Raw genomic sequence first — 11,732 nt, 5'->3', positions numbered from 1 at the left:
TGTCCACGCCCTGCGCGATGTCCGGGGACTGCGCGCCGATCGACACCGACACACCGCACGAGGCACCGTCGAAACCCTTGGCGGAGGAGTCGTAGCCGATCTCCAGGATCGCCTCGCGGACCAACTGCGCGATCGGCACGTAGGCCTTCGTCGTCACCTCTCCCGCGACGTGCACGAGACCGGTGGTGATCAGGGTCTCCACGGCCACGCGCGAAGTCGGGTCCTCGCGGAGCAGCGCGTCGAGGATGGTGTCGCTGATCTGGTCGGCGATCTTGTCGGGATGTCCCTCGGTCACGGACTCCGAGGTGAAGAGACGACGGGACATGACACTCCTTGAAAGGTCCGGTAAAACCGGCGGAACCAATGGAAAGGGGGCAGTGATCGCGTTAAGCGCGGCCCCGGCAGACAGAACGGAACGGGATGCGGTCGGCGCGAACCGCGCGGCGCGTGCGGGATCAAGCCAGACGCACGCGCTCGACAGCACCTGGAACGAGAACGGACTCCCTCGGGAGTGAGGGGCCCTGGGCGGTCGCGCGAACCTCGTGCGCCACGGACACGAGCGTCAGGTGGCGGTGCCAGCCGTCGAAGGTGCGGCCCGTGAAGTCCCGCGCGCCGACCGGGTCGGTTACCCGCGCGAAGGACTCCTCAACCGTACGCGCCGACGCCGCCAGGGCCACCAGCTCCGCAGGACGGGCGTCCAGCAGGTCGGTGAGCCACACCTCGTCGGGGCCGGACTCGCCGCCCGCACGGCATCCGAAGAGAAGCAGGTCCTCCGCGCCGGAGAGGGGTGCGGGAGTGAGGAGGCCGAGCGGGACGGCCCGGCCGACCTTGATGAGGAACGGCAACCGGGCGGCGCGCAGTCGCCTGACCGCGTCGATCACGTCGATTCCGTCGATCGCCATCACCACCGGCCTGGAGGGAAGTCGCCGCCCGGGTCCGTTCAGCAGGTCCAGGTGCACCTCGATCGCGCACTCCGTCGGGGTCCGCGCGCGGCTGCGCCCGGGAACAAGCGGCCCTCCCGGGCGGTCCGTCCGGGCGTCTGCGGCGCCGGGCCGCAGCAACTGCCAGTTGACAGGCTGGCATTGCGCCCCGGACACGGCCCAAAGCCCCACGGCGTACTGGACGTTGCGTACGGCGCCGAGGTCGGGGACGTACCGGCGGTGTACGCCGGCGATGTCGTCGCCCTCCTTCGGCGTGAGCATGGGGCGCAGCACCCACACGTCGAGCGGCGCGGCGGCCGCCGCCCGCGCGGCCAGGGCGCGGCGGACCGGCATCCAGTCCCAGGTGGAGCAGCTGACGAAGTGGTGCAGCCGCTGCTCCAGGGCGGTCCCGTCGCCCAGGCAGGCCGCCATGTTGCGGAAGGACCTGCGGCCCTCGGTGACGAGCAGCCCTTCGACGTACTTCGCGGCCCGGGCGCGCTGATCGCTGCGGGCCAGCGAGGCGAACAGTGGGGCGCACAGCGCCCGCAGGGCCTCGTCGGCGGATTGGTCCCCGGCGGCTTCGCGCCACGCGGCACTCTTCATGAACTCCCCCTGGTCCCACGGTGATGAACGCCTCCGGAACGGCGGGCCGCGCCGTCGCACCCGGCAGGCCCGTGGCCGTGGGGCGCTTCCTCCTGCTGCGGAGTTCGCGTTCCACGGCCACGGTCAGGGACGGCGGCCGGCGGCCGGGTCCCACGCCGTGCGGTGCTGCCACGGCGGGGCTCCTGCCGATCGGACGGGCCCCGGTCAGGCTTCCGCGGTCTCCGGCTTCTTGGACCGGAAGGCTCCGGTGCCGGCGAAGATGAGAGCGGCAATGACAAGGGACGCCACGGTGAATCCGGAGACCCCGTGGAAGCCGTCGAACGTGGAGAGCAGGAAGCCGCCCACGAAGCCTCCGATCATGGTCCCGATGTACAGCGCGGTCGTCGCGAGTGAAGAGACCGTGCCGCGCGCCGCGGTGGTGCACGAGAGCAACATGGCCATGAAGATCGGATAATTGAGGCCGAGCACGACGGAGCCGAGGGCCAGCCCGGTGATCGCGGTGGCCAGGTTGGGGGCGAACGGCACGGCGCCGTAGATGAGGATGAGCGCCACGAAGGCGTAGGCGAGCGTGCGTTCCTCACCCAGCCGCTTGATGAGGTGGCTGCCGAAGATCGAGGTGATCGCCATGCCGACACCCAGTGCCATCATCGCGGCGCTGATCGCGGTGACGCCGAGCCCGAAGTCCTTGGAGAGCCAGGACCCGATGAACGAGATCGTCTCGAACACACCGGTCTGATAGGCGAGATACCCCAAGAGGTACCAGGTGAAGGTGCGGGAGCGGAACAGACCGGCGTACACCGAGAAGAATCCGCCTCCGGCCGACGACGCGGCGGGCACGGACGGGAAGACCCGGAACAGCAGGAGCCATACGACGGCCGAGAGTCCGGCGACCGCGAAGAACGGCACGTGCCAGGAGCTGGCCGCCAGCCAGCCGCCGATCGGAACACCGACGACCTGCGAGATGGACATGCCGGCGCCCGCCAGGCCCATGGTCTTCACGATGGCGTCGGCGGGCACCAGGACCGGAATGGACGCCCACAGCTGGGGGGTGACCAGGGCGGCCGACATACCGGCGAGCACCCGGAAGACGATCATGCCCCAGAAGTTCGGCGCCACTCCGCAGAGGGCCGTTGCCACAGTGAATCCAGCGAATCCCAGGAGGAGGACGCTGCGTCGGTTCCTGCCGTCCGAAAGGGGGCCCGCCACCAGAGCGAAGAGAGCGAACCCGAGGGCGTAGGCGCTCACCATCCAGCCGGACATGCTCGTGGAGACGTCGAAATTGCGGGAGAGCATGGGCAGCATCGGGGCGACGAGGAAGGTGTCGGTTCCGATGACGAACATGGTCGTGAACGAGAGCCAGGCGATTGCCGTGGCCGATACCTTCTTCGCCGCCAGAGGCACGGAATGGCCCGTGTTTGCTTTTGATTGAGTGGAACTCATGTCTTTCACACCGCCGTCAGGGGGATCACTTCGGGGAGATGCTTCGGCGTCTGCGCGTCTGTGCCTCTGTGCGACTGCGCGGACACCGGAGCGGGAGGGGGGAAGGGGAGCGGGAGGGGGAATCTGTCAGTGGGCGGAGTGGGGAGGTTTCCTGCCCCAGGCGGAGTACACGAACGTCGAGACATCCGGTGCCGGCCCACTGGCGACCAGGGCCTGCGCGGCTTCCACCTGTTCGGCGGTCACCAAGCCCGCTTCGACCAGTCGCGGACCGCTCTGGACGAGCCGGGTGGCCAGAAGCTGGTCCTGCACCGTGTCCACGCCGAGACCGCCCGGGGTGACGCGGACGCCCACCGAATCACAGCCGGCCGCTTCCAGCCGGGCCGGAATGCGCCGCGCCCAGGACAGGTCGATGCCCTGTCCGGCGAGCGCCGTCAGGTAGGCACCGTGGACCTGCCGCCAGGCCGGGTACGCGGAGTCGGCCGCGGGCAGGAAGTGGACGTCTTCGAGGACCAGCCAGCCGCCGGGGGCCAGCCAGCGCATCACCCTTTCGAGGATCTCCTCGCGCTGCGGCAGGTGCATGAACACCGCGCGGGCGTGGATCAGGTCGAAGGAGCCGACTGGAAAGTCGTCGGTGGTCAGGTCCGACCCCCGCACCTCCAGGTGGGGCGCGCGGTCCCCGTCGATGAACCGGGGGTCGATGTCCAGTGCGAGCACGGAGCCGTCGGGCACCAGCTCGGCGAGCCAGTACGCGATGGAGCCCGCACCGGCACCCAGTTCCAGGCACCGCCAGTCCGGCCGCATCGGCAGTCGACTCAGGGCGTGCACGGTGCCCGGGTCGTAGGTCTTCTCCAGGAGTTGGAGCCGCTCCAGTTCGGTGGGCAGATCCTTGCTCAGTAGGCCTGTCGTGTAGGCATCGGCAGGCACAACGCTTGCGCTCATCGCACTGTCTTCCTTTCCGAGGGGGTGCCAGCCGGCGCTGGTGGAGGTCAGGTGGGTTCGCCGAAGTAACCGGACGAGTGCAGGACCCGCAGCCAGGTACCGTCGGGCTGCCGTCGCGCCACCTGGTAGCGGCCCCGGCTGTTGTCCTGGGGGACGCTCGACGTCAGGGCGATGTCGTCCAGACGCAGCGTGGGCAGCGACTTCTCCATCGGGAAGTACGAGAACTTCGCCAGCATCCCTTCGAACGCCTTCTGTATGGCGTCGCGGCCGTAGTGGTCCTGGCCGATCGGGAAAGCCATGATCGCGTCCGGTTCGTAGAGGGCGGCCATGCCCTCGGCGTCGCCCTCGTTGGCACGCTCCACCCACAGCCGGGCCAGCTCCTCGGGCTCGCGTGCTCTCTCGCGCTCTGTGGCCATCAGGATTCGCTTCCTCATCTGTCGTCTGTCGTGTGTCGTCTGGCGTCTGGCGTCTGGCGTCTGGCGTCTGGCGTGGGCCAAAGCCGGTCGGAAGTCAGTCGGAAAGCAGAGCGCGCGGGTCGTAAACCGCTCGAATTCTGTTGATCTTTCCGTCCTCGACATGGATCCAGTTCGCGACGGGAGTGGGCGGGGCGATACTGGTGTGCAAGGTGAACCAGGTGACGACGTCGGATTCCGACACGAAGACCCGTTCCACCACGAGGTCCGTCGTCACCGGTGACATGCGCTCCAGCGACTCCCTGCATTTGTCCGCATCGTCCAGAGTCGCCAGCGGTCCTGCGTATGAGAAGTCATCTGCCAAGAGCGACCTCAAGGCATCGAATTCTTTTCCTCGCCAGGCTGCGATATAGGCCGCCGCTATCTCCCCGGCATCGCTCGGTCCGGCTTTCTCCGTGTTCTCGGACTCTTCGCTCACTCAGTGAATTGTGCGCATGCGGCCGATGCCTGGCGATGGGCAGCACCGCACTATGTCAAGTCATCCGCGGCGGCCGCGGCGGGGCCCGTGCAGGAGTTCGGCTGCGTTCGGCAACGCAAAGGTGCCGCTCCGCTGGGCAGCGGAGCGGCACCCGTCGGGCGCCCCCGTACGGGGGCGCCTGAGGTCCGGAGATCACGGCTGGAGGCGTCGCACCGTGTACCCGTCACCGTTCCTGTCGTACCGCAGGCGCTGATGCACGCGGTTCTCGCCGTTGGCCCAGAACTCCACGCTGTCGAACCGCAGCAGACAGGCGACGTAGGTCTCCGGGCGCGGCAGCGGTCCGGCGTCCGCGAGCCGTGCGACCTCGGCCTGGAACGCGGCCATGTCGAGCAGTTCCTCGCTCTGCCGCGACGTCACCGACGCGGGATGGGTGAAGAGGGGCCGCTCCCGCCACTTGGCGTCGGCCGCATCGGTGCCGAGGATCTCCACCGCACCGCTGATGCTGATCTGCTGACTGGTCTCGCGCCAGTACAGGACACCCGACGCCCAGGGGTTCCCGGTGAGTTCACGGCCCTTCTGGCTGTTGACGTGCGTCGCGAAGACGATGCCTTCGTCGGTGATCTCGTTCACCGCGACGATCCGGGTCGACGGGCGTCCCCGCTCGTCGGCGGTGGCGAGCGCCAGCGCCTTCGGCTCCCGTACGCCGAGGCGCGCGGCGGTGTCCCACCAGTCGCGGACGATCCCCACCGGGCCGGGGGGCGGTGCGTCGTATTCGGGAAAGCTGATCTCGATGGTGCCGGTGAGCGTTTCCGACCTGGTTGAACTCATTGCTACCTCCGTATCGTGCGGTGTGGTGACCGCCGTGGCCGTCGTGGCCGTCGTGGCGTCGGCGCGGGCGGCGGCGAGGGCGTCGGTGCGGGGCCTCAGCCTGGGTGTTCCGGTCAGACGAGTGCCGTGCCCCGGGCGAACAGGGCTCCGCTGCCGCCGACTTCGACGGAGACGAAGCGCTCCCCCGTGCCCTCGGCACGGGCCAGCATGAGGGAAGGGCGGCCGATCTCCACGCCCTGCAGGATCTGCACCGGTTGCCCGGGTGCGATCACTCCGTGACGGCCGAGGTGCAGGGCGAGCGGTCCGGCGGCCGAGCCGGTGGCCGCGTCCTCCACCACGCCGTACGCCGGCGAGAACATGCGGGTGCGCCAGTGCGTTCCCTCTCCCGCGAAGCAGTTGACCGCCAGGTCCTCGAACTCGGCGAGTGCCCGGTGGTCGGGATGGAGCCGGGACAGCGCCTCGACGCTGTCGAGCCCCACGAAGACGTGCCGGGGGCCGTTGCGGTAGATCTCCACCGGCAGGGTCGACTCCCGCACACCGACGGCTGCCATGAGTTCGTCGGCCCGGTCGAACAACTCCCATGTCGGGATGGGCTGCTGCATGCGCGCGGAGACCACCACACCGTCCCTGCGGTCCAGTTCGAAGGGGATGACTCCCATCTGGGTCTCCAGCAGGAGCTTGTCCCGGTCGGTCTCGGCGCCCAGCGCTATGGCGGTGCCCAGCATCGGGTGGCCGGCGAAGGGCAGTTCGTTGACGGGCGTGAAGATGCGGATACGGGCGTCTCCTTCGTGCCGCGGTGCGAGCACGAAGGTGGTCTCCGAAAGGTGCATCTCCCGGGCGATCCGCTGCATGCGCTCGCCGGGGATGTCGTCGGCATCGAAGAAGACGGCGACGGGGTTGCCCCGCAGGGGTTCCTCGGCGAATGCGTCCACTACGACGTACCTGTGCATATCGGGTCTCTCTCCCTCGCGCGGAGTGCGCATGGTTGTCGGGGCCGGCCGGGGGCGGGCCGGGCGGTACCGCACGGGGGCGGTCCGGCGTCAGACCGTGACGCGCGGCTTCGGCCGTGCGGACGTGTCCGGGAGTCCGGAGGCGTCGGGCAGTCCGGAGGCGTCCGCGCGTACGGCAGCGTCGGGCAAGGCCAGCACGCCGCGTACCGCGCGCGCCACGATGCCCGGGCCGTTGCGGGTGAGCACGGACTCGGCGTGGAACTGCATGGACGCGAAGTGCGGTCCCCGCAGCGCGTGCACCTCTCCGGTGTCCCGGTCCCGGCTCACCTCGACCGTGCCGACCCCGTCGACCTCGACGAGATCGTCGTCGCTCACGGCGGCGAACGTGTTGTAGAAACCGACCCGTTCCGAGGCGCCGAACAGGTCGATGGCCTTCTGTACGCCCTGGTTGGGGACGTCCCTGGGGTGCACTTGGAAGCCGAGCCGCAGACTGAGCGCCTGGTGGCTGAGGCAGACGGCGAGGAACGGCTGCCGCTCGCGCAACAGGGTGTCGACCGCCGCCCGCAGATGCCGCATCTTCGGGTCGTCGCGGGCGCTCGGATCGCCCGGTCCGGGCCCCATGACCACCAGGTCGTAGCCGTGCAAGGAGTAGCTCTCGTCGAAGCGCCGCACGCTCACCACGAGGCCCAGCGAACGGAGCTGTCCGGCGATCATCGCGGTGAAGGTGTCCTCGGCGTCCACGACGAGGACCCGGCGGCCGGCGAGGTCGGGCGCCGGCCGCAGCCGCTGGCCGACGTCGCTCAGCCAGAAGTCGGCGATGGTGTCGTTCCTGCTGCCCAGGGCGGCGCGGACCGTGGGGTGTTCCGCGAAGCGGCTGACGGCCGGCGCCTGGAGTGCGGCGATCAGACCCGCGGCTTTGGCTCGGGTCTCGGCGGCCTCCGCGGCGGGATCCGAGTGGCGCACCAGCGTGGCGCCGACCCCGATGCTCAGGCGGCCCTCGGCGGAGATGTCCGCGGTGCGGATCAGGATCGCCGAGTCCAGTTGCCGGGTGCCGTACTCGTCGCGGCTCATCAGCGCGGCGACCCCGCTGTAGTAGCCGCGGCCCTGCGGTTCGTACCGCTCGATGACCCGGCAGGCGCTCTCCAGCGGGCTCCCGGTGACGGTCGGGGCGAACAGCGTCTCGCGCAGGACGTCGCGGACGTCCCGGTCGGTGTGTCCCTCGATGAAGTATTCGGTGTGCGCGACGCTGCCCAGTTCCTTGAGGTACGGGCCGATGACCCGGCCGCCCTCGGGGCAGATCTGGGCCATCATCTTCAGTTCCTCGTCGACGACCATGTAGAGCTCGTCGGTCTCCTTGCGGTCGGCGAGGAAGTCCATGATCCCGGGCAGTTCGGGGCCGGACAGGGGGTAGCGGTAGGTGCCGCTGATCGGGTTCATGACGGCGACCCCGTCACGGACGCTGACGTGCCGCTCGGGCGAGGCGCCGACGAAGGTCCGGTCGCCGGTGTGGATGACGAACGTCCAGTAGGCGCCGGACTCCCGGGCGAGCAGGCGGCGAAAGAGCGCCAGGGCCCGATGGTGTCCGTAGTCGCTGATGTCCGCGACGAAGGACCGCTTGACGACGAAGTTGGCGCCCTCGCCCGTGCCGATGGCGTCGGTCAAGACGCTGCGCACGGTGTCGGCGTACTCCTCGTCGCTCACGTCGAAGCGCGGATCGCGCAGTTCGGTCGGCACGTCGGGGATGCGCGCCACCGCGTCCTCCACGCGTACGGTCTCCTGGCCGGTGACGGTCAGCGCGATCAGCGGCGCGCCGTCGTCGGGGGCGGCGAATCCGCGCTCGGCGATCTGCCGGTACGGGATGACGGCGAGCACGTCGTGCCGTACTCCCCCGCCCTGCGGCAGGCCGTCGGGCAGCGGGATCCCGGTCAGGGCATCCGGCTGCGAGACCTCGCCGAGCAGCACGTCGAGGTACCCGGGGCCGGTCGTCTCGGGGCGGTGCAGCACCGCGAACGGGCCCGGCTCTTCGCCCAGTATCCGGTCGAGGAGTCCCGGCGAGGACGAGCCGCTCCCCCGGAACGACGCCGGCCGCGGGCTCATGCGAGGACCTCCTTGGTGGTGAGCACCACGGCACAGCGCTCGGCGGCGTACCGCACGGCCAGGTCGTGGTACTCGGCCGAGAAGTCGGCGACGGCGTCGGCGACCAGGAACGGCTGGATGTCGTTGGTGAACGCCTCGACCGCCGACATCAGGACCCCGACGTGTGCGTAGACACCGCAGACGATCAGCTGGTCGCGTCCGGCGCCGCGCATGCGTTCCAGCAGGTCGGAGCGGAAGAAGGCGCTGTAGCGCCATTTTGTGAGGAGCCAGTCGTCCGCTCCCGGGGCCAGTTCGACGACGACCTCCCGGTCGGCGGGGTCGGTGCGCATGCCCGGGCCCCAGAAGTCCTTGAGGAGTCCGCGCTGCGCGTCGTCCATCCCGCCGGGCTGGGCGGTGTAGGCCACCGGGACGTCGCGCGCGACGCTCCACTGCCTCAACAGGGCCGCGTGTGCGACGAGTTCTTCGCGCAGGGGGGAGGGGAAGGGCTCCAGGAAGTACCGCTGCATGTCATGGATCAGGAGGACCGCCCGCTTCGGGTCGACGGTCCATCGGGCGGTGTTGGGCGGCAGGTCGCCCGCGGTGGGCAGTGCGTAGGGTTCGATGGGCGGTATGCCGGGCATGGCCCTGGCCTCCAGATTCTGAGAGGAGAGGTGTCAGCCGTTCCAGGCCGACACCACGTGGACGGCCTGACCGGGGTTGAGGCGCGGGTCGCAGCGGCTGGTGTACTTCTCGCCGACCCGGGCGAGGGCGGCCTCGTCGGTGGCGCACTCGGTGACGTCGTCCGGGGTGGTCTCCAGGTGCAGGCCGCCGGCGATCCCCCCGCCGGCGAGCACGGCCTGCTGGAAGCCGCGCACCTCGCGCACGATCGTCGCCAGCATGCGGGTCTTGTTTCCGTCGGGGGCCGTGACGGTGTTGCCGTGCATCGGATCGGTCAGCCAGATCACCGGATGGCCCGCCGCGCGGACCGCTTCGACGAGCGGAGGCAGCCGGTCGGCGACCAGGCCCGCTCCCATCCGGGCGATCAGCGTGAGCCGGCCGGGGTCCCTGGCGGGGTCGAGCCGCTCGCACAGGGCGAGGAGTTCCCCGGGCGTCATGCCGGGACCGACCTTGCAGCCCACCGGGTTGAACACGTCGGCGAGCAGAGCGACATGGGCGCCGTCCACCTGTCGGGTGCGCTCCCCGATCCACGGCAGGTGGGTGGAACCGAGGTAGGCACCGCCGCCCTCGTCGCGGCGCAGCATCGGCTCTTCGTAGTCGAGCAGCAAGGCCTCGTGGCTGGTCCACACCGGCGCCTCGATGCCCTGGCCCTCGGTACGGGTCTTCCATCCGAGGTTTTCCACGATGTCGTTGGCGGCCATGTAGCCGGCCAGGATGCGCAGCGGGTCCGGGCGTCGGCCCTCGGCATCCGGCTCGGGGCCGTTCACCATGTCGCCGCGGTAGGAGGGGAGTTCCACTCCATCGATCCACTCGGTGGGACTGGAACGCGGTTTGGCGAACTGGCCCGCGATCCGGCCCACCCGTACGACCGGCTTGTGCGTCGCCATCCGCAGGGTGCCCGCCAGCAGGTCGAGGACCGCCGCTTTGCGCGCCACGTAACCGGGCGTGTGCTCGTTGACGTCCTCGGCGCAGTCACCGGCCTGCACCATCAGGGCCTCCCCGGTGGCGACCCGGCCGAGCAGAGAACGCAGCGTACGGATGTGGTCGGCCCTGGCAAGCGGGGGCCGGGCCTCCAGGGTCTTCCGGACCCGTTGGACCTGAAGCGGGTCGCCCCATTGGGGCTGCTGGAGCGCGGCCCGGGACTGATCGGCGTGCAGGGCGTTTTCCATGCTGTTCTCCAAGGGTGGGAAGAACCGGGCTCTCGACTGCGGAGGACCCGTCAGGTGGGTATTCCTTCACGCTTGATCTCCGGCACCGGAATTCCGAGTGCGCGCAGCTGCTCGAAAGGATTCATGAATTCGCGGTTCTGCTTGATCTTCCCGCCCGCCAGCTCGAACGAGTGCAGGAAGTGGTTTTCGTAGTAGCCCTCGGGGTAGCCGGGAAAGCGGATGACACCGTGCCCGTCGCATTCGACCCAGAAGTGGTTCGGGTCGTCCGTCTCGAAAACACGGACGTTGTACCACTCCCAGTCCGGGAAGCACTTCAGGGACCACACGGCGTGCTCGGCGAGGCGGTCGCGCCCGTTGATGACGATCGGGGAGCCGGTGTCGGTGGTCCACAGACCGCCGCTGCCGTCCTCGGTGAAGAGCTCGTGCCGCCGCAGGCGGTCCTCGCCCCTGGTGTTCATGTACTGCTCGACGACGGCCCGGTGCTTTCGGCGCAGTTCGACTGCGTCGGTGAATCCCGCGGCGGTTTCGGACACGGCTTCGGACACGGCTTCGGACACGGATGTCCCTTTCTCTGTGAATGACTGACGGCTGCCGGAGGCATGCCGGGGAAACTTCGGCAGCGTGCGGGCCGAAGTGGGATGAATTCCCTCTGAGGGGGTGGCCGGATGGCGTCCGTGCACGGCGCCGGACACAGCAGCTTCCGTATCGGACTCGATGCAGCCTAATCACCGGCCGCCGTGCGCGGAAGGAAATTCGGCGCCGGATATCCCGTGCGGTGCCGCACGGAAATTCGGACAGGCCGGAGCGGCCGGCGGTCGCGGGCTGCTCCGGCGCACGGCAGAGGAACGGAAAGGAAAAGGGAACGGGAAAGGAGGAGAGAGCAACGAGGGGGAGGGGGGTCGGGTCAGGCGATCATGCGGCGTTCCCGGCGTGGTGTCACCGCGTCCGCCAGGGCGTTCCACTCGGCGGCGCGCTGCGCGGCGACGGTACGCACCAGCGGCGCGCAGTGTTCGGGCAGAACGGCCGCGATCCGCCGCCACTGGTGCGGGGTGAGCTCCGTGGCGAGCAGTGCGCGCAGCAGCTGCCGACCGATCTCGCTGCCCTTGAGGGAGGGGTCCTTGAGCAGTTTGCGCACGGCCGCGGCCGCCGGATCCGGGCTGGCCTCGCCGGCGCCCTGGCCGGCCCCCTGGCCGGGCCGTGCGCTGGGCCCTGCGCCGGGCCGCGCCCGTGGTCCGGCC

General features: G+C 69.8%; 12 protein-coding genes and 1 pseudogene. All 13 read right to left on the bottom strand.

The genetic code is table 11. The features are described 5' to 3' along the window. Nucleotides 1-325: S-adenosylmethionine synthetase N-terminal domain-containing protein (locus J7E97_RS31340; RefSeq protein ID WP_285428920.1), on the bottom strand; the 325-nt coding region annotated here is incomplete at its 3' end. Between the two features lie 130 nt (nucleotides 326-455). Then, nucleotides 456-1,523: a transposase gene (locus tag J7E97_RS31335; protein ID WP_215034330.1), complete on the bottom strand. Its 1,068-nt coding sequence runs from the start codon at nucleotides 1,521-1,523 to the stop codon at nucleotides 456-458. Nucleotides 1,524-1,727: 204 nt separating this feature from the next. Further along, complete coding sequence (locus J7E97_RS31330) at nucleotides 1,728-2,864, bottom strand: MFS transporter (protein ID WP_251055435.1); 1,137 nt, start codon at nucleotides 2,862-2,864, stop codon at nucleotides 1,728-1,730. Nucleotides 2,865-3,089: 225 nt separating this feature from the next. Continuing rightward, nucleotides 3,090-3,902, bottom strand: coding sequence for a class I SAM-dependent methyltransferase (locus tag J7E97_RS31325; RefSeq protein WP_215034326.1), 813 nt, complete (start codon nucleotides 3,900-3,902; stop codon nucleotides 3,090-3,092). Nucleotides 3,903-3,949: 47 nt separating this feature from the next. Continuing rightward, nucleotides 3,950-4,318 (bottom strand): nuclear transport factor 2 family protein, encoded by a 369-nt coding sequence (locus J7E97_RS31320; RefSeq protein WP_251055434.1) that lies wholly within the window; start codon nucleotides 4,316-4,318, stop codon nucleotides 3,950-3,952. A 94-nt stretch (nucleotides 4,319-4,412) separates the two neighbouring features. Continuing rightward, on the bottom strand, nucleotides 4,413-4,793 hold the full coding sequence (locus tag J7E97_RS31315) for a nuclear transport factor 2 family protein (RefSeq protein WP_215034322.1): 381 nt from the start codon (nucleotides 4,791-4,793) through the stop codon (nucleotides 4,413-4,415). A 192-nt stretch (nucleotides 4,794-4,985) separates the two neighbouring features. Further along, a complete protein-coding gene (gene phzG, locus J7E97_RS31310; RefSeq protein ID WP_215034320.1) occupies nucleotides 4,986-5,621 on the bottom strand; it encodes a phenazine biosynthesis FMN-dependent oxidase PhzG in 636 nt (211 codons plus the stop codon). Nucleotides 5,622-5,734: 113 nt separating this feature from the next. After that, entirely contained in the window at nucleotides 5,735-6,571 is an 837-nt protein-coding gene (locus tag J7E97_RS31305) for a PhzF family phenazine biosynthesis isomerase (protein ID WP_215034318.1), read from the bottom strand. A gap of 90 nt (nucleotides 6,572-6,661) precedes the next feature. Then, a complete protein-coding gene (locus J7E97_RS31300) occupies nucleotides 6,662-8,668 on the bottom strand; it encodes an anthranilate synthase family protein (protein ID WP_215034316.1) in 2,007 nt (668 codons plus the stop codon). Further along, nucleotides 8,665-9,288, bottom strand: a complete 624-nt coding sequence (locus tag J7E97_RS31295) for an isochorismatase family protein (RefSeq protein ID WP_215034314.1) — start codon at nucleotides 9,286-9,288, stop codon at nucleotides 8,665-8,667. The genes J7E97_RS31300 and J7E97_RS31295 overlap by 4 nt, the downstream gene beginning before the upstream one ends. Before the next feature lie 33 nt (nucleotides 9,289-9,321). Continuing rightward, nucleotides 9,322-10,494 carry a 3-deoxy-7-phosphoheptulonate synthase gene (locus J7E97_RS31290; protein ID WP_215034312.1) on the bottom strand — a complete coding sequence of 391 codons (1,173 nt, stop codon included), beginning with the start codon at nucleotides 10,492-10,494 and terminating at the stop codon, nucleotides 9,322-9,324. A gap of 50 nt (nucleotides 10,495-10,544) precedes the next feature. Beyond that, the gene (locus J7E97_RS31285) at nucleotides 10,545-11,051 is read right to left on the bottom strand and encodes a PhzA/PhzB family protein (RefSeq protein WP_308346870.1); all 507 of its coding nucleotides are present in this window, start codon (nucleotides 11,049-11,051) and stop codon (nucleotides 10,545-10,547) included. A gap of 347 nt (nucleotides 11,052-11,398) precedes the next feature. After that, nucleotides 11,399-11,732, bottom strand: a pseudogene (locus J7E97_RS31280) (streptomycin biosynthesis regulator); the annotation flags it as partial.

This window comes from Streptomyces sp. ISL-66 (genome assembly GCF_018614135.1).
GTDB lineage: Bacteria > Actinomycetota > Actinomycetes > Streptomycetales > Streptomycetaceae > Streptomyces.
This window is presented reverse-complemented; position numbering and strand designations above follow the sequence as displayed.